The organism is Streptomyces sp. NPDC088254 (assembly GCF_044740925.1).
Taxonomy (GTDB): Bacteria; Actinomycetota; Actinomycetes; order Streptomycetales; family Streptomycetaceae; genus Streptomyces.
This window is the reverse complement of sequence record NZ_JBIURQ010000016.1, coordinates 112,164-132,825: the sequence shown is the minus strand read 5'-3', so window position 1 is coordinate 132,825 and position 20,662 is coordinate 112,164. Positions and strand designations below refer to the sequence as shown.

The 20,662-nt window shown below is 71.4% G+C and carries 19 protein-coding genes; 10 read left to right on the top strand and 9 right to left on the bottom strand.

Features of this window, described 5'->3' with window-relative positions; translation table 11 throughout:
* Positions 1–105: 105 nt before the first annotated feature.
* From ACIOC0_RS37270 to ACIOC0_RS37260, 3 genes are all read right to left on the bottom strand, one after another.
* Positions 106–1,515, bottom strand: a complete 1,410-nt coding sequence (locus ACIOC0_RS37270; protein ID WP_402161162.1) for an oxygenase MpaB family protein — start codon at positions 1,513–1,515, stop codon at positions 106–108.
* A 98-nt stretch (positions 1,516–1,613) separates the two neighbouring features.
* A complete protein-coding gene (gene uppS, locus ACIOC0_RS37265; protein ID WP_402160933.1) occupies positions 1,614–2,339 on the bottom strand; it encodes a polyprenyl diphosphate synthase in 726 nt (241 codons plus the stop codon).
* A gap of 780 nt (positions 2,340–3,119) precedes the next feature.
* Positions 3,120–3,734: a TetR/AcrR family transcriptional regulator C-terminal ligand-binding domain-containing protein gene (locus ACIOC0_RS37260; RefSeq protein WP_402160931.1), complete on the bottom strand. Its 615-nt coding sequence runs from the start codon at positions 3,732–3,734 to the stop codon at positions 3,120–3,122.
* 210 nt (positions 3,735–3,944) lie between these two features.
* On the opposite strand from ACIOC0_RS37260, the gene ACIOC0_RS37255 reads away from it, so the two are divergent.
* Positions 3,945–4,751: a phosphatase PAP2 family protein gene (locus tag ACIOC0_RS37255; RefSeq protein ID WP_402160928.1), complete on the top strand. Its 807-nt coding sequence runs from the start codon at positions 3,945–3,947 to the stop codon at positions 4,749–4,751.
* Positions 4,748–5,731 carry a hypothetical protein gene (locus ACIOC0_RS37250; protein ID WP_402160926.1) on the top strand — a complete coding sequence of 328 codons (984 nt, stop codon included), beginning with the start codon at positions 4,748–4,750 and terminating at the stop codon, positions 5,729–5,731. The genes ACIOC0_RS37255 and ACIOC0_RS37250 overlap by 4 nt, the downstream gene beginning before the upstream one ends.
* An 80-nt stretch (positions 5,732–5,811) precedes the next feature.
* Here ACIOC0_RS37250 and ACIOC0_RS37245 read toward each other — a convergent pair whose 3' ends face one another.
* Both ACIOC0_RS37245 and ACIOC0_RS37240 read right to left on the bottom strand, forming a co-directional pair.
* Entirely contained in the window at positions 5,812–7,863 is a 2,052-nt protein-coding gene (locus ACIOC0_RS37245; RefSeq protein ID WP_402160923.1) for a phosphocholine-specific phospholipase C, read from the bottom strand.
* Positions 7,864–8,122: 259 nt separating this feature from the next.
* Positions 8,123–8,641: a VOC family protein gene (locus ACIOC0_RS37240; protein ID WP_402160920.1), complete on the bottom strand. Its 519-nt coding sequence runs from the start codon at positions 8,639–8,641 to the stop codon at positions 8,123–8,125.
* Positions 8,642–8,909: 268 nt separating this feature from the next.
* On the opposite strand from ACIOC0_RS37240, the gene ACIOC0_RS37235 reads away from it, so the two are divergent.
* The 3 genes from ACIOC0_RS37235 to ACIOC0_RS37225 are packed head-to-tail and all read left to right on the top strand — an operon-like array spanning position 8,910 to position 11,133.
* Positions 8,910–9,974, top strand: a complete 1,065-nt coding sequence (locus ACIOC0_RS37235) for a Rieske 2Fe-2S domain-containing protein (protein WP_402160918.1) — start codon at positions 8,910–8,912, stop codon at positions 9,972–9,974.
* Positions 9,971–10,189: a hypothetical protein gene (locus ACIOC0_RS37230; protein ID WP_402160915.1), complete on the top strand. Its 219-nt coding sequence runs from the start codon at positions 9,971–9,973 to the stop codon at positions 10,187–10,189. Before ACIOC0_RS37235 ends, ACIOC0_RS37230 begins: the two co-directional genes overlap by 4 nt.
* A complete protein-coding gene (locus ACIOC0_RS37225; protein WP_402160913.1) occupies positions 10,186–11,133 on the top strand; it encodes a PDR/VanB family oxidoreductase in 948 nt (315 codons plus the stop codon). Before ACIOC0_RS37230 ends, ACIOC0_RS37225 begins: the two co-directional genes overlap by 4 nt.
* A 71-nt stretch (positions 11,134–11,204) precedes the next feature.
* On the opposite strand, the gene ACIOC0_RS37220 is transcribed toward ACIOC0_RS37225, so the two are convergent.
* Positions 11,205–11,870: a hypothetical protein gene (locus ACIOC0_RS37220; protein ID WP_402160910.1), complete on the bottom strand. Its 666-nt coding sequence runs from the start codon at positions 11,868–11,870 to the stop codon at positions 11,205–11,207.
* A gap of 229 nt (positions 11,871–12,099) precedes the next feature.
* On the opposite strand from ACIOC0_RS37220, the gene ACIOC0_RS37215 reads away from it, so the two are divergent.
* The 3 genes from ACIOC0_RS37215 (at position 12,100) to ACIOC0_RS37205 (ending at position 13,799) form a co-directional block, all read left to right on the top strand.
* Complete coding sequence (locus tag ACIOC0_RS37215; protein WP_351340921.1) at positions 12,100–12,750, top strand: helix-turn-helix transcriptional regulator; 651 nt, start codon at positions 12,100–12,102, stop codon at positions 12,748–12,750.
* Between the two features lie 32 nt (positions 12,751–12,782).
* Positions 12,783–13,328 (top strand): toxin-antitoxin system, toxin component, encoded by a 546-nt coding sequence (locus ACIOC0_RS37210; RefSeq protein ID WP_402161159.1) that lies wholly within the window; start codon positions 12,783–12,785, stop codon positions 13,326–13,328.
* A 231-nt stretch (positions 13,329–13,559) separates the two neighbouring features.
* On the top strand, positions 13,560–13,799 hold the full coding sequence (locus ACIOC0_RS37205) for a hypothetical protein (protein WP_402160907.1): 240 nt from the start codon (positions 13,560–13,562) through the stop codon (positions 13,797–13,799).
* Between the two features lie 24 nt (positions 13,800–13,823).
* On the opposite strand, the gene ACIOC0_RS37200 is transcribed toward ACIOC0_RS37205, so the two are convergent.
* Together ACIOC0_RS37200 and ACIOC0_RS37195 are read right to left on the bottom strand one after the other, a co-directional pair.
* Positions 13,824–14,537 carry a 4'-phosphopantetheinyl transferase gene (locus tag ACIOC0_RS37200; protein ID WP_402160904.1) on the bottom strand — a complete coding sequence of 238 codons (714 nt, stop codon included), beginning with the start codon at positions 14,535–14,537 and terminating at the stop codon, positions 13,824–13,826.
* Positions 14,534–15,412, bottom strand: coding sequence for a metallophosphoesterase (locus ACIOC0_RS37195; RefSeq protein ID WP_356684230.1), 879 nt, complete (start codon positions 15,410–15,412; stop codon positions 14,534–14,536). Before ACIOC0_RS37195 ends, ACIOC0_RS37200 begins: the two co-directional genes overlap by 4 nt.
* Positions 15,413–15,778: 366 nt before the next feature.
* Between ACIOC0_RS37195 and ACIOC0_RS37190 the strand changes: the two genes are divergently transcribed.
* On the top strand, positions 15,779–16,909 hold the full coding sequence (locus ACIOC0_RS37190) for an ATP-grasp domain-containing protein (protein WP_402160902.1): 1,131 nt from the start codon (positions 15,779–15,781) through the stop codon (positions 16,907–16,909).
* A gap of 181 nt (positions 16,910–17,090) precedes the next feature.
* Here ACIOC0_RS37190 and ACIOC0_RS37185 read toward each other — a convergent pair whose 3' ends face one another.
* Complete coding sequence (locus tag ACIOC0_RS37185; protein ID WP_402160899.1) at positions 17,091–18,536, bottom strand: arylsulfotransferase family protein; 1,446 nt, start codon at positions 18,534–18,536, stop codon at positions 17,091–17,093.
* A 901-nt stretch (positions 18,537–19,437) separates the two neighbouring features.
* On the opposite strand from ACIOC0_RS37185, the gene ACIOC0_RS37180 reads away from it, so the two are divergent.
* The gene (locus ACIOC0_RS37180; protein WP_402160896.1) at positions 19,438–20,604 is read left to right on the top strand and encodes a hypothetical protein; all 1,167 of its coding nucleotides are present in this window, start codon (positions 19,438–19,440) and stop codon (positions 20,602–20,604) included.
* Positions 20,605–20,662 lie beyond the last annotated feature (58 nt).

The window sequence follows — 20,662 nt, the reverse complement described above, 5'->3', positions numbered from 1 at the left end:
GGTTTTGCCGGCTCGGCAGGATCCGGTTCGTCACCCGCTGTCCGGCCGGCCCCGCGCGGGGTCGAACAGCGCGACCGGCGGCGCTGCCGGGCTTGCGGGCCGGGCTCATGCCTGTGCGAGCAGGGGATCGTAAGGGGTGGTGCGCCGGCGGCCGGTCATGAAGGACAGGAAGTCCTTGATGAATGCGCTGCGCGTGTACGCCGTCCCGACGCCCGTCGTGTCGCGGTGGAAGGCGGTGCGGAACAAGGCGCGGTATTCATCGGCGTCGATGGTCTGGTCTCCGTCTTTGTCGGTGACGTCGAAGAGGACCTCCGCGACCCGGATCAGCGCGGGTCCGGCCATGGAGGGGGCGGCCACGGCGTACTCCTGCGCGCTGATGCGGCCGTCGCCGTCGGCGTCGACGGCGGCCTGCAGTTCCCGCCACCAGTCGGCGAAGGCGTTGTACAGCCGGGTCTCCTCGGGTTCGTCCAGGTCGAGGCGGCTGGACAGCTCGCGGGCCATGGCGGCGAGGTCGGGCCAGTCCAGGTAGCCGTTGCCGGTCTGGTCCAGCACCTGCGTGAAGAACTCCTCGGTGCTGCGTAGCGTTTTGCCTTCTGGGGCGGGTTCCGGCTCGGCGGGGAGAGGGGTGACGAGCCGGACGAGGGCTGCGGCCCGGTTCATTTTGTCGCGCAGGGCGGTGATCGTGCGGGCTCGCGGGTCGTCGCTGTCGGGTGAGAGGAACAGCAGGTCGGTCATGGCGCCGGCGTTGATCCAGCCGCCCGGCAGGAGGCGGGCCAGGCCGGCGGCCAGGTAGGCGCCTTGCATCAGGGTCTGTGTGCCGGGCAGTTCCGGCAGCCCCGCCCGCCGGCGGAACGGCTCGGGCAGGGACGCCACGGTGATCGCCCCGATGACCGGGCCGGCCACCACGCGTCCGGCCCCCCACAGGGTGGGCAGTCCGTTCAGCAGTGGCGGGGCGGGGAGGTGGTCGAAGAGCTTGTAGAGGATGATGTGCATCGCCTCGGTGTTCTCCAGTTCCTCCTCCACCATCCGGTCGTAGTACTGCCAGAACTCCTGCAAGGTGGGCGGCAGATGGCCGGCCTCATCTCCCATGGCGGCGAGGAATGCCTGGAACTCCGTGTACAGCCGCTCCATGGCGTGTTGCACGAGGGGTTGGCCGCTGAGGCGGCACATGGTGACGGCGCTCTCGAACAGCGTCGCCACCACCCAAGCCCGTACGTCGGGGGACATCGCGTCGTAGGAGCGGCCCTGCGGGTCGGTGCCGTTCAGCCGTGCGTGCAGGCGGTTGAGCCGGGCCGCCTCCCTTTGCCGGACGTGATCGTCGGCACCGAACATGCGCTGCATGCTCAGGAAGGTGTTGCGCAGCCGCCGCCAGGGATGGGCGACGAACGTGGAGTTGTCGATCAGGGCGGCGCCGATCTGCGGGTGGGCCGCCTCCAGGACGGTCGCCCGAACCATGGCCAGTGCCCAGCGCGGGTCGTTGAAGAACTCGTCGAACTGCGAGCCGGGCCCGAACAACGGCCCCGTCGCCTCCTCCCCGGTGAGGGGATGTGAGGCGCCGCCGGAATCCGTGGCGTGGGCTCCGGTGCCGCCTCGGGAACCTCTGTGGTTGTGGGTCACGGCCGATGTTCTCCGTTCTGATGCGGCAGCACGCCACCGAAGCGGCGCTCCCGTTGCCGGTAGGTGTGCAGGCACTCGAGGAAGTGCGATGCGCGGAAGTCGGGCCACAGCACCGGCGGGAACATCCATTCGGCATAGGCGACCTGCCAGAGCATGAAGTTGGAGATCCTCTGCTCCCCGGAGGTCCGGATGACCAGGTCGACGTCGGGGGTGTCCGGGAAGCGCAGGTGGGCGGCGAAGCTCTCCTCGGACACCGCTTCGGCCGGAACTCCGCTGCGGATCATGGAGCGTGCGGCCTCCACGATGTCCCTGCGCCCGCCGTGGTCGAAGGCGATGGTCAGCGTCATGCCGCGGTTGCCGCCCGTCAGGGTCGTCAGGTCGGCGAAGTCCCGGGTGAGCGCCGTGGGCACCCGCGGATCGGTCACGCCGAGGAAGCGGCAGCGGATGCCGCGTGCGTGCAGCAGCGGGGCGTGTTTGCGCACCACGCGGCGCACCAGGTGCATGAGGAAGTCGACCTCGGCGCTCGGGCGGCGCCAGTTCTCCGTCGAGAACGCGTAAAGGCTCAGCCATCGGACACCGGCCGAACGGGCCGCCTCGATGACGTCGATCACCGCCGTCTCTGCGGCACGGTGCCCCGACGTCCGCGGCAGCGACCGTTGTGCCGCCCACCGCCCGTTGCCGTCCATCACGCAAGCGACGTGGCGGGGCAACCCGCGCGACATCCCGCCGCCCGGGCCACTGCGCCCCGCGAGAGCTTGCCGCTGTGTCACATCCGCCCCCAGAATCGTGACGTCTGCCCTGGGCGCGAGAAGGACCGGCCGGGCCCTTCACCACCGTCCAAGGCAACTGCCCACCCACCGCACGTCGCTTCATGCGTCAGCAAGACGCGGCTCGATGCGCTGACTGCTCCTCAGGGTGCCAGCCCACGGCTTCGCGGGCCGTGCCGGTTGTGCTCTTTCACTCTTGGCACTCCTGTCCGAGCCTGCCCCCGCGTCATTCGCTGTGCGGCCATGCCGCCGCTGCCGACCTGTGGGATGGCGGTGCCGCGTGCTGACCAGGTCCTGGCCTGGCTCAGCGACAACACCCACCGGCCCTGATCCGTCGGTACAGGTGTCAGCGGTGATCACGGTTCGGCGGGGACAAGGGCGCTGACTCGGTTGATTGACAGCGGGCGGGGAGCCGGCGGTGGAGTGCCCCAGGCCCGCCCGGCATGGGCAGCTCGCGGCCGTCCGGCGCGGCCAGGGCTACAGCCTGCGCGTCGGCGCCACCCGGAAGGCGCGGGGCGGCCGAGGGGGGCCACAGGCCGCCTGGGGCGAGAGGTGTGAACCGGACAGCCGTGGGCTCCCGGCCCGGGCCGGCGCGGGCAGGATTCCCGGGGACCGGGTGGGGCGCCTGCCGCTCATGGGGCGTCCCACCCGGCCGGGGGGTGCGCCGCCCCCGTCCCCACGGTGCGGCGCGTGCAGGTCGCCGTCCGGTCATCCCGCGGGCGGCGGCCTGGGTCTTCAGGTCAGGCCGAGTGCCGGCAGCACGGCGGCCTCCACGAAGCGGAGCAGGTACTCCTCGTCGGCGTACGAGCCGTCCACCACGGGGCGGGCGCGGACCACGCCGAACATCTGGGCCGGGATGTACTCCAGCGCCGGGTGATCTGCCGGGATCTCGCCGCGCTCGACCCCGCGCCGCAGGATGTCCCGCAGCGCCGCGATCTCCGGGTCGACGAGCGCCTCGCGCAGCGCCCGCGCGAGTTCCTGGTCCTGGGTGACGGCGTGGCCGAGGGCCTGGAGGAGCTTGGTGTCGGTCATGGACCACCGGGCGGCAGCCCGCGCGGCCTCGCGCAGGTCGCCGGCGAGGGTGCCGGTGTCGATGCCCTCCAGGCGTGAGCGCCGACGGGAGCGCAGGGCGGCCACCACGAACTGCGGCTTCGTACGCCACTGCCGGTACAGCGTGGACTTGCTGCACCGCGTGGTCGCGGCGACCCCCTCCATCGTCACGGCGTCGTACCCGCACTCGCGGATCTGTTCGAGGACGGCGTCGAAGAACTCCTGCTCACGCTCGGGCGTGAGTTTGGAGCGGCGCGAGGCGGTGACCGACTCCGGTCCGTCCGCGGCCTGCGACGTCATCGGCGCTTCTCCTCTTGTCTCCGTCGTGTCCCACGGGTCTCCCCGCGAGGGCCTGCTTCAAGTGTGTCGTACGCAATCGATACGCCAGTGTACCGGTACCGGCGCGTATCGGTACACTGGCGTATCGGTACGGCACCGTATCGATGACGTGCCGTCATCACACGCACCACGAGTCACACGCACCACCACCGTCAGCGAAGGGGCCGGGGGATGAATGCCCGCACCGAGCCTGTACAAGCGGAGCCGGACATACCGGCACGGCCGCCGATAGTCCGTGAGCTCCTGCTCGTCGCGGGGCTCTTCCTCGTCTACAAGCTCGGCCGTCGACTGTCGGCCGGCCACACCGGCGAGGCCTTCCGCGACGCGCACCACGTGTGGGGGGTGGAACGGTGGCTGCGGCTGCCCGGCGAGGGCGGGGTGCAGTCCCTGCTGCTGCACGGCGACACGGTGGTCCGCGTCGCGAACGCCTACTACGCGACCGTCCACTTCCCGGCCACCGCCGCCTTCCTGATCTGGCTCTACCTGCGCCGCCCGGCGCACTACGTCTGGGCGCGCCGGGTGCTGGCCGCCGTGACGGCCGCCGCCCTGGCGCTGCACCTGGCGTTCCCGCTGGCCCCGCCCCGCATGCTCGCCGCGACGGGACTCGTCGACACCGCGCGCGTGTACGGGCCGTCGGTGTACGGACCGCCGCAGACCGATCACCTGTCGAACCAGTTCGCCGCGATGCCCTCGCTGCACTTCGGCTGGGCGCTGATGGTCGCCGTCGGCCTCGTCGTGGCGACCCGGTCGCGCCTGCGCTGGCTGTGGCTGCTGCATCCACTGGTCACCCTGCTGGTGATCGTCGGGACGGCGAACCACTACTGGCTCGACGCGCTGGTCGCCGCGGCCCTGCTGGGCCTCGCGCTCGCCGTGGTCCGCGCCCCGCGCCGCGGCACGGTCGGCACGCCGGCCGGACGCGGTGCGCCACGGCTCGCGCCGGCCGGCGAACGCCAGCTGCTCGTGGGGGCGGGACGATGAGCGCCGGGTACGCCACCCTCGTCGCCGTCGGCCTGTCGCTGCTGTCGGCCGTCGCCTACGCGGCCGCCGCCGTCGCCCAGGAACGGCTGGCCTCCCGCGCCCCGGGCTCGGGCGTGGCGCGGATGTTGCGCCGGAGCGCCTGGTGGGCGTCGGTGGGACTGAACGCGGGCGCCGCGCTGCTGCACGTCGTGGCGCTCAAGTACGGTCCGCTGACCGTCGTGCAGCCGCTGGGCGCGCTCACCCTGGTCGCGGCGGTGCCGATGGGCGCACGGGTCGCGGGCCGGCGGGTGAGCGCGGCCGAGTGGCGGGGCACCGCCTGCACCCTGGCCGGGCTGGCCGCGATCCTGGTCACCGCGTCGGGGACGTCGCCCGAGGAGGTGCTGAGCGCGCCGGAGGCGCTGGCGGTGGCCGGAGCGACGGCGGCGGTGATCGGTCTGCTGGCACGGCCCGGCGCCCGGCCCGGCCTGCGGCACGCGGGCGCGTCCGGCTTCGCCTCGGGCGTGGCGTCCGCCCTCACCCAGACGGTGACGGTGGCCGCGACGGACCGGTCCGGCCCGGTGCTGAGCGTGCAGGTGATCGGGGTGGCGCTGCTGGTGGCCGCATTCTCGACGGCGGGGCTGCTGCTGTCGCAGACGGCCTACCGGGGCGGCCTCGGGGCTCCGCTGGCGGTGGTGACGCTGGCCAATCCGCTGGCGGCCGCGGTCATCGGCCTGTCGCTCCTCGGGGAACGGCTCGAGGGCGGACCGACGGGCGTGCTGCTCGCCGCGGCGGGTGCCGGACTCGCCGGCTGGGGCGTGGTGCTGCTGTCCCGGGCGACGCCGGGAACCGGCTCCGAGGAGGAACACCCGGTGGCGGCCGTCCTCGCCCTGGAACCCGGGACGGCCTCCCCCGAACCGGCCCTGCTCCCCCGCGCGACGAGGACGCGGACGTCCCGCCGCCGGCACTCCGCACGGGGCACGGGGCACCTGACGCGGTTGTGACGCGGTCGGTCTCCCCCGGTCCCACGGCGCCTTCGGCAGTGGCGCTGCGCCCTCACCAGCCTGCAACCCTCCCGGTGCGGTCACACGGTCACGATGGCCGGATCGCTCACCCCGGGCCGCCCGTTCTCCACGTGCCCGGCGAACCGCCTCCGGAAGGAGGGGTTTTGGACCGAGGTCACGGTGAGGTCGTACCAGCGTCGGCTCGCCGACAGAGCGACGGTCCGCCTGAGGACGGCGCGGGCCCGCACCCGTACCGTCGTCGTCCGGCCGCCGTAGCCGTCCGCCACCTTCAACTCGGCTGTCTCAGTACCCCGGTTGGTGAACGTCAGTTCCAGCCCTTCACCCACGTGCCGTACGACGACCTCGGGTCCGGCGGCGTCTCCCTGGCCCCGGAAGACGCGCAGGAAGCCGTTGGGGCCGTGCACGGTCAGGTCGTACGCGCCGTCGGAGAGGGCGTGGTCCCAGGTGCCGGAGACCTTCTTGCCGGCCTCGGTGGTGTAGTTCCACGGCCCGTCGGCCCGGTTGCCGGAGGTGACCAGGAAGGCGGCGCCCGCCGTGGCGCCCGAGGCGAAGGTGAGGGTGAGCGTGCCCGCGGCCGGGTCGAGCGAACCGTCCACGCTGGGCGCGTACTTGAGCGGCCGGGTGGGCCGGTTGCCGCGCTCCTGCCGGGGCAGGACGCCCTGGGCCGGCGGGGTGGGCCGGTAGTCGGGGTGACGCTCGCGGTCCGGGGGTTCGTAGGCGTCGGTGTCGGGCAGCGCGACCGGCTCGGCGTCCTTGCGGGAGAAGTCGAAGGCCGAGGTGAGGTCACCGCAGACGGTGCGCCGCCAGGGCGAGATGTTCGGCTCGCGCACACCGAACCGACGTTCCATGAAGCGGATGACCGAGGTGTGGTCGAACGTCTCGGAGCAGACGTAACCGCCCTTGCTCCAGGGCGAGATGACCAGCATGGGCACGCGCGGCCCGAGACCGTAGGGCCCCGCGACATGGGTCGCGCCACCCGGGAAGACGTCCAGGGAGACGTCGACGGTGGAGCGGCCCCGGTCGGGTGAGACGGGCGGGAGCGGCGGCACCACGTGGTCGAAGAAGCCGTCGTTCTCGTCGTAGGTGATGAACAGGGCCGTCTTCGCCCAGACCGCCGGGTTGGAGGTGAGCGCGTCGAGGACCTGCGCGATGTACCACGCGCCGTAGTTGGAGGGCCAGTTGGAGTGCTCGGAGAACGCCTCCGGGGCGGCGATCCAGGAGATCTGCGGCAGCCTGCCCGCCTTGACGTCGGCGCGCAGGACGTCGAACCAGCTGTCGCCGTTCTTGACGTTGGTACCGGTGCGAGCCTTGTCGTGGAGCGGGTCGCCCGGCCGGGCGTCGCGGTACTTGTTGAAATAGAGCAGGGAGTTGTCGCCGTAGTTGCCGCGGTAGGCGTCCTGGATCCAGCCCCATGAGCCCTTGGCGTCGAGGCCGTCCCCGATGTCCTGGTAGATCTTCCAGGAGATCCCGGCCTTCTCCAGCCGCTCGGGGTAGGTGGTCCAGTCGTATCCGGCTTCGTCGTTGCCCAGGACGGGCCCGCCGCCGCGGCCGTCGTTGCCGGTGTGGCCGGTCCACAGGTAGTAGCGGTTGGGGTCGGTGGAGCCGATGAAGGAGCAGTGGTAGGCGTCGCAGACGGTGAACCTGTCGGCGAGGGCGTAGTGGAAGGGGATGTCATCGCGGGTCAGGTAGGCCATGGTGGTGGTGCCCTTGGCGGGGACCCAGCGGTCGTAGCGGCCGCCGTGGTAGGCCGCCTGGCCGTCGGGCCAGCTGTGCGGCAGGCCCTCCAGGAACTGCATGCCGAGGTCGTCGGCGGTGGGGTGGAAGGGCAGCACGTCCTTGGCGCCGTCCGACTGGTGCCACACGGACTTGCCGTCGGCGAGGGTGACCGGATGGGGGTCGCCGAAGCCGCGTACGCCCCTGAGCGTGCCGAAGTAGTGGTCGAAGGAGCGGTTCTCCTGCATCAGGACGACGATGTGCTCGACGTCCTCGATCGTGCCCGTGCGGTGGTGGGCGGGGAGGGCGGCGGCACGCTCGATGCTGCCCGACAGGGCGCTGAAGGCCGTGGTGGCGCCCGCGATCTGGAGGAATCTGCGCCGGTTGACTTCGGACATGACTGGAGGACCTCTCGTGCGGTTCTTGCCGGGGGCCGGCCGGTTCGACGGTCGGTCGGTTCGACGGTCGGTCGGTTCGACGGTCGGTCGGCGAGTCGGCCGGCGGACGACGGAGTGCGCGCGCGAGAAGTCTTCCAAGGCCGCCCGGAACGAAGGGGAAGTACCGGGTGGCGTCAGCGTGAAGCTCGACGGTACGTGGGGTGCGCGGGGAACGGGTGACGCCGGGTCAGCGCTCAGCGCGCCGCCGCACGACCGGCGTTCACAGCACCTCGTTGCCGTACATCTCCCCCAGCGGGTCGGCGATGAGCTCGATGCGGGCGCCGTCGGGGTCGCGGAAGTAGACGGAGACCTCGCTGTGCACGACGTGGTCGACGCCGGCCTCGGCGAGCTTGTCGACGAGGCTGCGCCAGCGCTCCGGTTCGACGGAGATCGCCACATGGTGCAGCCCGCCCAGGACCTCGGCGTAGGGGCCGACGCCGAGGCCGGGGAAGTCGAAGAAGGCGAGGAGGTTGCCGTTGCCGATGTCGAAGAAGAAGTGGGAGGAGCCGGGGTAGTCGCGGTTCTCGATCAGCTCGGTCAGCGGGAACTCCAGCACGTCCTGGTAGAAGCGGACGGTCCGTTCGACGTCGCTGCTGATCAGGGCGGTGTGGTGCAGGCCGCGGGCGGACGACGCGGGGCGCGACCCGCTCGGCCGCAGGTGCCGTTCCCGGATCCGCTGCCGCTGGGCCTCGAAGGCCGAACGGTCCGGCTGTGGTTCTTCCTTGGGGGTGCTGGTCATCTCTTCTCTCCTCGGGCGGCGAAGCGGACGGGGCCCTCCGTGATCAGCATCGCAGACTCCGTCCGCCCCGGCCGAGCACGACGTCCCGGCCGCCGCGGGGTCGCGCGGCCGCCCGCGCCCAGCGGGAGAGCGGCGTGCTCACGGCCGCACGCGTGGAAGTCCTTCCGCCTGACAGAAGCCGTCTTGCGGGGCGGTCGCGGCCGTCAGGAACCTGAGTGTCATCACGGCCGTGGGGCGACGGCGCCCCGCACTCAGCGACGGGAACGCCATGCCTCACACGACCGCCTTCGCCAGGAACCAGTGGTATGTCGCCGCCTACAGCCATGAGGTCGGGCGGGACCTGCTCGGCCGGACGATCCTCGGCGAGCCCCTCGTCCTGTACCGCACCGAGGGCGAGGGCACGCCGGTCGTCCTGCACGACCGCTGTGTGCACCGCCGTTACCCGCTGTCGCACAGCGGTCTCGACGGCGACCGGATCGTGTGCGGCTACCACGGGTTCACGTACGACACGACGGGCGCCTGCGTGTACGTGCCAGGGCAGAAACGCGTTCCACGCACCGCCCGGGTCGCCTCCTACCCGGTGATGGAGCAGGACTCCCTGATCTGGGTGTGGATCGGTGATCCGGCGCTCGCCGATCCGCGGGGCATCCCGCGCGCCCGTCACCTCGACTCCCCCGGCTGGACCACCGTGCGCGGGATGGAGCCGGTCGACGCCGACTACGGGCTGCTCGTCGACAACCTCCTCGACCTGTCCCACGAGACGTATCTGCACGGCGGCTACATCGGCACCCCCGAGGTCGCCGAGACGCCGATCACCACCGAGGTCGACGAGGGCGCGGGCGTCGTGCGGGTGAGCCGGCACATGGACGACGCCGAGTGCCCGCCGTTCTACGCCCGTTCGACGGGCATCGAGGGCCGGATCACACGCTGGCAGGACATCGAGTACCACGCGCCCTGCCTGTATCTGCTGCGCAGCCGGGTCGCCCCGGTCGGTGTGCTGCCCGAGGCGGACGGAAGCGACCCGGGCGGCTTCCACACCGAGGTCACGTACGCGATCACCCCGTCGGACGACGGCAAGGTGTACGACTTCTGGATGGTCTCGCGGGACTGGGCGGTCGACGACGAGGAGGTCACCGAGTTCCTGCGGACCAGCAACCACACGGTGGTCATGCAGGACGTCGACGCGCTCAACCTGCTGCAGCGGACCCTGGGCACCGAGCGCTCCGGCTACCAGGAGCTGAGCATCAACATCGACACCGGTGGGCTGGCCGCGCGCCGTATCCTCGCCCGGCTGGTCGAGGAGGGCGACAAGCCGGCGGAGCCCGCGCTGTGAGCGGCCCCACGGGCGAGATCTACCGCATCGACTGGCTGCCGGGCACCGACATCCTGCACGGCACCTGTCACTGCGGCGCCGAGCACACCGCCCAGGACCCGACCGCGATGTGGGAGTGGATGCTCGGCCACCCCGAAGGCCACCGCCCGGCGGCCGCGGCTGCACGTCCCCCGGCGGACCGGCCGGTTTCCGGGCCACGAGGGAGCGGCTCGTGAACGCCGGGAGGGCCGTACCCGAGGCCGAACTCGTCGTCGCCGAGGCGGAGTCGGCGGCGGACGGCGTGCTCGCGCTCACGCTGCGCCATCCGCTGGGCGAGCCGCTGCCCGCATGGGAGCCGGGCGCCCACGTCGATCTCGTCCTCGGGCCGGGCCTGGAGCGCCAGTACTCGCTGTGCGGCGACCCGGCGGACCGTTCGGCATGGCGGGTGGCGGTGCTGCGCGAGCCGACCGGACGGGGCGGATCGGCCTATGTGCACGAGGAGTTGACGCGCGGTCACCGCCTGCGGGTGCGCGGGCCGCGCAACCACTTCGCGCTGCGGCCTGCGCCCCGCTACCGCTTCATCGCGGGCGGCATCGGCATCACCCCGATCCTCCCGATGCTCGCGGCGGCCGAGGCCGCCGGCGCCGACTGGACCCTCCTCTACGGCGGCCGCTCCCTCAAGTCCATGGCGTTCACGAGCGAGTTGGCGCGCTACGGCGACCGGGTCACGCTCGTACCGCAGGAGGAGTCCGGCCTGCTGGACCTCTCAGCCGTGCTGGACGGGCTGCCCGAAGGGGCGTTGGTGTACTGCTGCGGCCCGGGCCCGCTGCTCGACGCCGTCGAGAAGAGGTGCCCGCCCGGAACGCTGCACGTCGAACGATTCCAGCCGAAGGAGCAGCCGCCGGATGAGGGAGCAGAGTTCGAGGTGGAGCTGGCCCGGAGCGGCCGTACGGTGACCGTCGCGGCGGACGTCTCCGTGCTGGACGCCGTCCGCGCGGCCGGCGTCGAGGTGCTGTTCTCCTGCACCGAGGGGACGTGCGGCACCTGTGAGACCGACGTGCTGGAGGGCGCCGTGGACCACCGGGACTCGGTGCTCACCGCGCAGGAGCGCGAGGCCGGGGAGACGATGATGATCTGCGTGTCGCGGTGCCGTGGGAAGCGGCTGGTCCTGGATCTGTGACCGCTCGGCGGTGACGCCGCGCGCCGGTCCGCCCGGGCGCCGTCGGCGACCTGAACGCCGGCGGTGCCCGGTCAGACCTCGGGGGCGGGAACCACGCTGAGGTGTCCCGCGGTGCGGCGGGGCCTCGGGGCCCTGCGGGGCGCGGGCACGGGGGCCTCGCGCAGCACCATCGTCAGCCGGGCGAACCCCCACTCGCTCAGGGTCCTCGGCGTCTCGTCGACGATACGGCACCGCGTGGCGCCCCAGCGAGGGTCGGGGTGGAAGAGGGGCCTGACCGCTCCGTCGTGCTCGACGGCGTCCTCGCCGACCGCGCGGATCCAGTGCGGCAGGCCCTGCCGGTAGGCGGCCTCCATGATCGGGTCCTGGGCGATCTCCCGCCGGACCGCCTGGAGAGCGGGGTCGTGGCCGTGCCGTTCGAGGGCCTCGGCGAAGCGGGCCAGCATCGGCAGGCACCAGCTCGCCTCGTGGTCGCCGAGGACCGCGGCCGCGTCGGGATGGAAGAGGACGAACCGAAGGAAGTTGTCGTCGGGCTGGGCCGTCGGGTGCGGGCCCACCTCCCGGAAAAGTGTCCGGAAAGCGGTGTTGGTCAGGACGACGTCCCACCGGTGGTCCAGCACGACGGAAGGGAAGGAGACGGCCTCCAGGTACGCGGCGTAGTCCTCGAGGTAGGCCTGGGCCCGAGGACTGTCGGGGACGGGCCGCGGCGCCGACCGCTGCCCTCCTGCCTGATATGCCATCGGGAGGTCACCCCTCTTGCCTCTGCCGCCTTCAAGCGGCGCCCCGATCCTGGTGCCCCGACGCGAGGCGTGTCAACTATCGTGGCATTAGGCCCTCGTTGACAGCTGAAATAGGCCACAGTTGTGGCGATGTCTGGATGTGAGTTCGAAGGACCCGCTACTCTCCGGTCAGTTCACGGCGATCGCCTGTGCCTGTGAGAGGGTCGTGAGAGACGTAGGAGACCTGTCGGTGACGGATGGCTTCGAGGTTCCGGGCGCCACGGCGACGGTTCTGCTGTCGGCCGTCGTCGCCCGTGTCGCCGCACTCGCGGACCGGCTGGGCGTGCCGCACGCGGAGGTCTTCGACACCGGCCGGCTGTCCGTGGCCTCCGGCGTCCCGGAGGCCGTCGTCAAGGCCCTGCTCAGCGGCCGGCCCGCGGGCGAGCCGGACGTGCAGGCCCGCTTCCTGCAACGGCTGGACCTGCTGCGCCGCACCCGGCTCAAGCCCAACGGGCGCAAGTACACCCAGCAGGAGATCGCCGACGGCGCCGGCATGTCACGGCAGCAGGCGGGCGCCCTCATCAACGGCGACCGCCGGCCCACGATGGAGCACTGCGACGCCATCCAGCGCTTCTTCCACGTGAACGCCGGTTTCCTGACGGCCGAGGACCCCGAGGCGCTCGCCGGCGCCCTCCAGCGCACCGAGCAGGACCTGTTGCAGAGGCTCGCCGCGCGGGAGGCGGCCGCGGCCGCCGAGGATCCGCTGGAGCGGCTGCTCCAGGACCACGGGGTGCGCGGCATCGCCTGGCGGGCCGCACAGTTGCCCACCGACCAGCACCGCGACAAGGTCGCCGAGTGGCTGGACATGCTCTTGGAGAGCGTGAAGCGGCCCGAGTCGTGATCCGGGAGAGAACTGTGGGCATCAGCAAGGACATGCGCCGTCTGTGCGACGAGCTGGTCGCGGAGCTGGCCCTCCTCCCGGCCCCCGCCGCGCCGGCCGACCTGTACGCGGCCCTGTGCGAGGGCATGAGCAGACGCCGCGGCCGCCCCGTCCACTTCCGTACGGCTCCCTTCCCGCCCGGCACGGCCAGCGGGCTGTGGCTCGACATGGCGGACCAGGACCTCGTCGTCGTCGAGGAACGCACCGCGCCCGACCACCAGTTGGTGATCCTCGGACACGAGCTGTGGCACATGGAGGCGGGGCACTGCAGCCACCAGGTGGAGGGCGCCGCCGTCGCGGCCCGTTTACTCAGCGACGGCGCCGACCTCCGGGCGACGGTCAGGAAGGTGGCCGCACGCACCCGCTTCGACCAGGCCGACGAACGGGACGCCGAACGCTTCGGCCTGCTGCTGGCCAGCAAGTGCCGTGCCTGGCTGGCGGATTCCCCGGGACGGGGCCGTGGCCGGCGCGACCACCTGGCCGGCCGCATCGAGGCGGCTCTCGGCTACCTGGGCCCGAAGGACCGCGGCGCGAGCTGAGGGGCTCCCCTCCGCCGCGCCCCCGGCGGTCGCCGCACGGTTCCGCTCCGGCGCGGGAGCCGTTTCCGCCGGGGCCAGGGTGACGGCGTGCCTGGGCTGAGCGGGCGAACCGGTGACGGGCGGAGCCGGATTGTCAGTGGTGGGCGGCAAGCTGGGGAGTGCGCCGCCGCACGGTGGCGTACGCGCCGTCAGGCGCGGCGGAGACGACGCCGACCCGGGGAGAGCCGACCGATGCCCACTGCCGTACTGACCGACCGCGAGCGCACCGCCGTCCAGGCCTACCTGCGGCTGCTGCACACCGTGCGGGCCGCCTTCGGCGAGGAGACCGCCGGCGCGCCGTACGCCCGCCGCCCGCCGGTGGTGCCGCCCGCTGCCCTGGCCGAGGCGGAGCAGGCGCTGGCCGAGGCCGGGCTGGCGGGCAACGAGGAGGAGTTCTTCCGGCTGCTCCACCACTGGTGTTCCGGTCCGTGATCCGATTGCGCACGCCGCGCGCGGCTACCGGATCGCGGCGGGCTGCACCGGGACCGCCGTCGCCGTCAGCCCCCGCTCCACCGTCCAGCGGCCGTCGAAGTGCGTGAGCCGCCGTCCGCCCACGAGCGGGCCGGGGACGAGGAGCCGGGCGCGGAAGGTCCCCTGAGCGGCCGTCACCGCGACCGCGTCGCTCGCGGTGCCGGGATGGACGTCGATGTCGGCCTCGCTGAAGTCCAGCCACTTCCGGGTGAGGGGGAACCACGCCTTGTAGACGGACTCCTTGGCGCTGAACAGCAGCCGGTCCCAGCAGATCTCGGGGTGCTCCGCGGCCAGCCGGCGAAGACGCTCGGTCTCCGCCGGCAGGGCGACGGCGGGCAGCACGTCCTCGGGCAGCGGCTCGTGCGGTTCGGCGTCGATGCCGAGGGAAGCCAGCTCCGCCGTCCGGGCCAGGGCCGCCGCGCCGTAGCCCTCGCAGTGGGTCATGCTGCCGGTCAGCCCGTCCGGCCATCGGGGCGCGCCGCGCTCGCCGGGCAGCACCGGCTGCGCCGGCACGCCGAGCTTCTCCATGGCGCGCCGGGCGCAGGAGCGTACGAGGGCGAACTCGCGGCGGCGTTTGAGGACGGCGCGCGCCACGAAGACCTCCTCCTCGGGGTGCAGCGGCGCGTCACCGAACTCGCGGGCGTCCTCCTCGTCGTACGCCTCCACCACGACGGCCTCGGGGAGCAGCTTGTCGATCACGCGGTGTCGTCCTCTCGCGGCAGGATGCGGCGCAGCCGGCCGGGGGGCGTCGGGCGCTCGCGCCACTCGCGGGGGTAGCCCACGGACACCTCCTCGAAGCGGACGCCGTCGTGCCAGGTGGTACGGGGGATGTGCAGATGGCCGTAGACCATGGTCTCGACGCGGAACCGGCGGTGCCAGTCGGCTGTCAGCCGGGTGCCGCACCACATGGCGAACTCGGGGTACCACAGGACGTCCGTGGGGTGCCGGTCCAGCGGGTAGTGGTTGACGAGGACGGTGGGCAGGTCGGGCGGGAGGGCGGCGAGGCGGCGTTCGGTCTCGGCGACGCGGGCCCGGCACCAGGCCTCGCGGGTCGGGTACGGGTCGGGGTGCAGCAGGTACTCGTCGTTGCAGACGACGCCGGTGCCGTGCGCGTACGCCAGGCCCTCCTCCTTGGTGGCGCAGCCCGCCGGCAGGAACGAGTAGTCGTACAGGAGGAACAGCGGGGCGACCGCGACCGGGCCGCCGGGGCCCTCCCACACCGGGTAGGGGTCCTCGGGGGTAGTGACGCCCAGCTCACGGCAGACCTCGACCAGGTGCTCGTAGCGGGCGACGCCCCGCAGGGTGACGGCGTCCTTGGGGTGGGTCCACAGCTCGTGGTTGCCGGGCGCCCAGAGGACCCTGCGGAACCGGCCCGCGAGCGTTTCCAGCGCCCAGCGGACGTCCGCCACGCTCTCCGAGACGTCGCCGGCGACGAGCAGCCAGTCCTCGTCGGTGTCCGGGGCCATGCGCTCGACCAGGGCGCGGTTCTCGGGGTAGCCGATGTGCAGATCGCTGACGGCCAGCAGCCGTCCGGCTCCCTGGGCGCCACCCGCTTCCCCGGCTCTCGACGTCACCTCGCACCCCCCGCTCCGCCAGCCCTGTGCGCCGCACCCGCGGCAGACCGCACGGCGTGAAGGCCACGCGATGCGAGCACCGCACGGCGTGAACAACACACGGTGTGGTGACCGCACGATGCGAAGACCGCACGACGTGATGAACGCACGGCGTCCCATCTTTACCCGCCCTCGCGCCCATCATGAACAAGATCGGAAAATCCGTAACATGCGCGTTGCACGCGGCACCCCTCGGAAGCCGTATGATCCCCCCAACACCACCGCCTCGAACCCGCCTCAGAGCAGGGCGGTTTGGTGTCCCTCCATTCCCCCTGCCCGGGCACGGGCCCGCTTCGCCCTGCCCGCGAACCCTGAAAGGCGGCCTGCATGGTCTCTCGCGTACGCGTCTGGCTCAACCGCACGTACGCGGAGAACGTGTTCTTCATGGATCAGCTGCGGCGAAATCCGAAGGACCGCGCCGTCGAGATCCACGCCACGCACGCCGACGCCGACTCCCCCGTCCTGGCCGCGGCCGACACCGCCGACCTGGAGCCGGAGGGCCTGTCCCCGGCCGGCTACGTCGAGTTCGCGCTCGACCAGTGCGCGCGGCGCGGCATCGACGTGTTCGTCCCCCGGCTGCACCAGGCCGAGATCGTCGCCCACCGCGCCGACTTCGAGGCGGTCGGCACGGCGCTGCTGGCGCCGACGCCCGAGGGCGTCGCCGTCTTCCACGACAAGGTGGTCGCCTACGAGGCGGTCCAGGCGGTCGGCGTGCCGGTGCCGCCGTGGTGGCGGGTCCGGACGGCGGACGAACTCGTCGCAGCTGTCGGGGAGTTGGAGGACGGCGGGCACCGGGCGTGCTTCAAGCCGGCATCCGGCGCCGGCGGTGTGGGCTTCCGCGTGATCACCCGGTCGGCCTTCTCCCTGGAGCAGCTGAACGGGTTCCCCAGCTCCTACGTCCAGCTCGACACGGTCGTGGCGGCGCTGGAGGAGGCCGAGGAGCAGGTCGACTGGCTGGTGATGCCGCGCCTGGAGCAGCCCGAGGTGTCCGTGGACTGCCTCACCGGTCCCGACAACCTGGTCCGGATGGCCATCGGGCGCACCAAGAACGGCCGTCGTCGCGGATTCACCCTTCAGGACCAGTGGCTGGAGCCGGCCCGGCTGATCGCCGAGGGCTTCGGGCTGCACTACCTGTCCAACATCCAGTTCCGGATGCTGGGCGAGCAGCCGGTTCTCATGGACGTCAACACGCGTCCCGCCGGTGGACTCCATCAGCTGTCGCTGTGTGGGGTGAACGCGCCCTGGGCGGCCGTGCAGCTGGCGCTCGGCGAGGACCCCGGGGAGATCGTCCCGCCGTTCCTCGGCCAGGACTACACGGTGGTCTCGGGGCCGCGTCCGCTGCGCGCGGTGTCGCTCCCGCACCAGCGCGCGGAGGAGACGGAGACCCTGCTCCCGGCGGTCCCGGCCCCCGCACCCCAGCCCGACCACACCGCCGTGGCCGCCCCGGCGACGGCGTAGAGCGAAGAGGCCGCCGAACGGCGGCGCCGGGCACGGGATGCGGTGACGCCGCCGGGTGCGGCAGCGGCGTCAGGCGCAGGGTAGTGGCGCGCGGTCGGTGATCTTCGTCAGGGTGCCGTGTTTTCGGTGTGCGGCCGAGCGGTGGGTGGCCGGGGCCGGCTCTGTCCGCCCCTTGCCGCGACTACCTCTTGGTGTCCCTCGTCGACTGTCGGCCGGAGCGGGTCACGACGGGGGAGGTCCCAAGAACCTTGCCCTGCGCATCGAGCGCCTTCACCTGGAAGTACGGTCCGGGGGCGTTCGTGGTGATGGCTGTCTCGAATCCGGAACGTGGGGCGCGTCCGACCACGACGGACAGGGAGCGGGGGCCGGATCCGGCGAGTACCCGCCATGCTCTGGTCTGCGTCGAGCCGTTCCAGGAGGCGTAGACGACGCTGTGTCCGCCGTCGGACCGTGCCGCGGCACTCGGTGGGTAGTACGGCGTGCCGATCCATTCGTTCCGGAACGCTCGGTACGAGATGTTGGAGCCCGGCAGCCTCGCGTCGTAGAGCAGGTTCTGCAAGCCGTCGGCTTGGGTGTTCCCCGCACCCGCGTACTCCGAGTAGTACGGGCTCTGGCCCCATCCGATGAACTCGTTGCCGTTGGAAAGGGCCTGGGTGTTTCCCTGGGTCGGTGACTCCAGCGGCGGCTGGTGGTAGTAGGTCCTGTCCACGGTCGCCTTCCGGCTGCGGAAGTCGAGGTTGAGGATCAGGCCGTGCGACACCTGTTCGGGGGCGCCATCGGGCAGGTCGCAGCAGCCGTCGTCGAACATACTGATCCGGTTTCCCGGCCGGAATCGGGCATCGTGCTGCCAGTAGAAGTCCGCGTTGGGGCCGAAGGTGAAGTCGCTCTTCTTTCCTCCGATCTGATAGCGGATCCTCCCGGTTCTCTTGGTGACGTCGTAGACCGCCCACATGTTCCGGGCCGAGATCAGCAGTCGGCCGTCAGGACCCTCGTCGACGGAGTTGATGTGAAAGGCATCCCAGACCCCGCCGGACGACGACGCACTGGAGACCGGCTCCTCGGAATCCGCGAGGTCGAGGTGGTCCAGTGCGTTCCATGAGAAGAGGAGTCTGCCCGTGGCGAGGTCGACCTCCTGGATCTCGCTGTTCTCGACGGCTCCGTTCTTCGGACCTCCGTAGGGGGTGAGATCCATGGGCACGGGCCTGGATGCGATGAACAGCGCGGTGCCCCTGCGGGTCAGGGTGAATTCGTGCTCGTCCGGGTAGTAGCCGTGATGCGCGAAGACCGTCTTGAGCAGGCGGTAGTGCCTGTCGTAGATGTAGTAGCACCCGCCCTGTTCGGGCGCGCCGGCCGGCAGGTTCGTATACGCCGGGGGAAGCGCGAGGGTGCCCTGCCACCAGGTCAGCACCGGTTGTCCCCGGTCCCTGGGGCCGTTGTAGTAGGTCTGGACCTTGAAGTCGGCGTTCTGGAGGTTCGTGGAGGGCAGTGGGCGGAACCAGACCGGATCGCCGGAGTTGTCGTTGATCAGAGCTCCGGTCTGGCCGACCATCTGGTCCGCGCTGAACGGGGCGACGAAGATGTCTCCGCGAGCCGTCCCCGGTTTGTTCGCGGTCACCTTCACCCGCATGGGGTGAAGGGCCGGATCGGAGACGAAACTCCACACATCGCTGCCCGACAGGATCGGGGGCGGAGTACTTTCCGATGGGGGGAAGGGCTCCGTCGCGCACAGGCGCGCACCCCCCTGCGGGCTCGCTGAGGCCGAGGGCACGCAGCTTGCGATGACGCACCCCGCGACGAGCAGGCAGGCCCCGACAGTACGGCGGTTCCTGCTTTGTGTCCGGCGAACCCGCAGCTCTCGCGTCGCCATTACCGACCTCCTGGGCATCCGGGCACCCCTTCTCAGATGACGGTGCCGCCAAGTCTTCGAGACCTCTGTCCGGTTCACCCCTCCGACCCGGAATGGCGAAGATCGGGAGTTGTCCCTCGGGTGAGGCTATGCAGCAAGGGGCCTCTGCGTCGGCCTTGAAGCCACTCAAGTAAGCCATTCGGCAGGAGCGGGCCCACCCGGGTGGCACAGGACAGCGCCGTCGGAGGACCCGACGGGCGTTTCCTCGGCGACAACCGACACCGGATCCGGCACAGCAACCCGAATGCCTCACCGAACCGGCTCTCGGCAAGCACGGGCCCCCCTTGCCGCATACGTTCACTTACTGATGAGCACGCGGCCTCGCCGTCCTGTGCTTGCGGACTACGCACGCTTCGGGGCACTGCAGCAGGCATCGCGTGGACAGAAGGCGGAAAGCGGGGCAGCGGACATGACCGACGAAGCCAGACACATTTCTCCGGTGGGGCCCCCTCCCCGCGCCGGTCGCCCGAAGAGGCCGGAAAGACGTGGATTTCGCCGGAGGTCGCTCTTGCACGGGGGGAGAGCGTGCGCGGCTGCGCTGCTGACCGCGGTCCTCATCAGTGCGTTCGTCGCTCCCCCGGAAGGCTCGGGGGTCCCCTCCGGTGGCGCAGGAAACGGCGACGTGGTGGGTACTCCCACCCCTCTGCGTAACATACCCCGGGACATCTCCACCGTCGCCGACGGCGAATTGATCGTCTACCGCATGCCAGGGATGCATGGAAAGCAGACCAATGCGACGGCCATGCTGTTCACTCCCAAGAAAGCACCACCGGCAAAGGGCTGGCCGCTTCTCGTGTGGGGACACGGAACCACCGGATGGGCACGGCACTGCGCCCCCAGCGTGCAACTCCAGGAACACGGCACATGGGCTGACGGCCCGAACTCCGCGCTGCTGGCGTCCGTGCTGAAGATGGGCATCGCCGTCGTCGCGCCGGACTACGAGGGGCTGGGGCCGCCGTCCGCGGGCGTCAGAACGGGTCATGGCTACTACGACCTGTCCAGCGAGGGCTACTCCATGATCTACGCTGCGGTCGCCGCACAGCGACACCTCGGCGGCAGACTGTCCGGGCAGTGGGCCCCGGCGGGATGGTCGGAGGGCGGCTTCGCAGCGCTTGCCGCCGCCTACTACTCCGCCTCGGCCACCGAGGCGAACCCTGCCCTGGAGTACCGGGGCACCATCACCCTCGCCCCCGTGCCGGACGTTCCCGCCATGAACAGGATCCTGTGGCAGGACATCAACAACGCCTCTCAGTCCGGGCTCCCACCGACGGATCACCAGATCAGCCAGCTGGTCTTCGCCAACGCGGAAACCATCTACTTCACGAAGACCGAACGCTACGCGGGCTACGACGTCGACCCGAGACGGGTCTACGGCCCGAACATGCTCCGGTTCTACCGTCAGGACTGGCAGGCCTGCATCGACGACCTGAACGCTGCCGTCAGGAAGGACATCCAAAGCTATCTCAGCGCCTCTCCGGCCCACCGCCTGGACACCTATCCGGGGGTTCGCGGAGACAGCCCCAATTCGCTTCCGGAGAACAGACGATTCTTCGGACAGAACCAGGGGAAGCTCGAAAACTCGACCCTGCCGGGCTCGATCCTGTGGCTGTATGGGGCGGATGACATCACCAGCCCGAACTCCGTCACCTACAACGTCGTCAACAAGATGCTGACCAACGGAAACGACATCAACCTCTCGGTCCTGCAAGGGGCAGGCCACTACGACGTCCCCGTCGTCGGCCGGCCCCTGGTCCAGGCCCGCCTCGAACAACTCTTCGCGCTGGGGTGACGACGAACCGGCCCAGGTTTCGCACTCCTTGACGAGGTGGGCCTGCTGCCGGGCGCTC

Coding starts and splice junctions, on each gene's coding strand:
- uppS (WP_402160933.1), bottom strand. CDS start 2,339: ATGTCGCGCGGGTTGCCCCGCCACGTCGCTTGCGTGATGGACGGCAAC.
- ACIOC0_RS37260 (WP_402160931.1), bottom strand. CDS start 3,734: ATGACGTCGCAGGCCGCGGACGGACCGGAGTCGGTCACCGCCTCGCGC.
- ACIOC0_RS37255 (WP_402160928.1), top strand. CDS start 3,945: ATGAATGCCCGCACCGAGCCTGTACAAGCGGAGCCGGACATACCGGCA.
- ACIOC0_RS37250 (WP_402160926.1), top strand. CDS start 4,748: ATGAGCGCCGGGTACGCCACCCTCGTCGCCGTCGGCCTGTCGCTGCTG.
- ACIOC0_RS37245 (WP_402160923.1), bottom strand. CDS start 7,863: ATGTCCGAAGTCAACCGGCGCAGATTCCTCCAGATCGCGGGCGCCACC.
- ACIOC0_RS37240 (WP_402160920.1), bottom strand. CDS start 8,641: ATGACCAGCACCCCCAAGGAAGAACCACAGCCGGACCGTTCGGCCTTC.
- ACIOC0_RS37235 (WP_402160918.1), top strand. CDS start 8,910: ATGCCTCACACGACCGCCTTCGCCAGGAACCAGTGGTATGTCGCCGCC.
- ACIOC0_RS37220 (WP_402160910.1), bottom strand. CDS start 11,870: ATGGCATATCAGGCAGGAGGGCAGCGGTCGGCGCCGCGGCCCGTCCCC.
- ACIOC0_RS37210 (WP_402161159.1), top strand. CDS start 12,783: ATGCGCCGTCTGTGCGACGAGCTGGTCGCGGAGCTGGCCCTCCTCCCG.
- ACIOC0_RS37205 (WP_402160907.1), top strand. CDS start 13,560: ATGCCCACTGCCGTACTGACCGACCGCGAGCGCACCGCCGTCCAGGCC.
- ACIOC0_RS37190 (WP_402160902.1), top strand. CDS start 15,779: ATGGTCTCTCGCGTACGCGTCTGGCTCAACCGCACGTACGCGGAGAAC.
- ACIOC0_RS37185 (WP_402160899.1), bottom strand. CDS start 18,536: ATGCGGGTGAAGGTGACCGCGAACAAACCGGGGACGGCTCGCGGAGAC.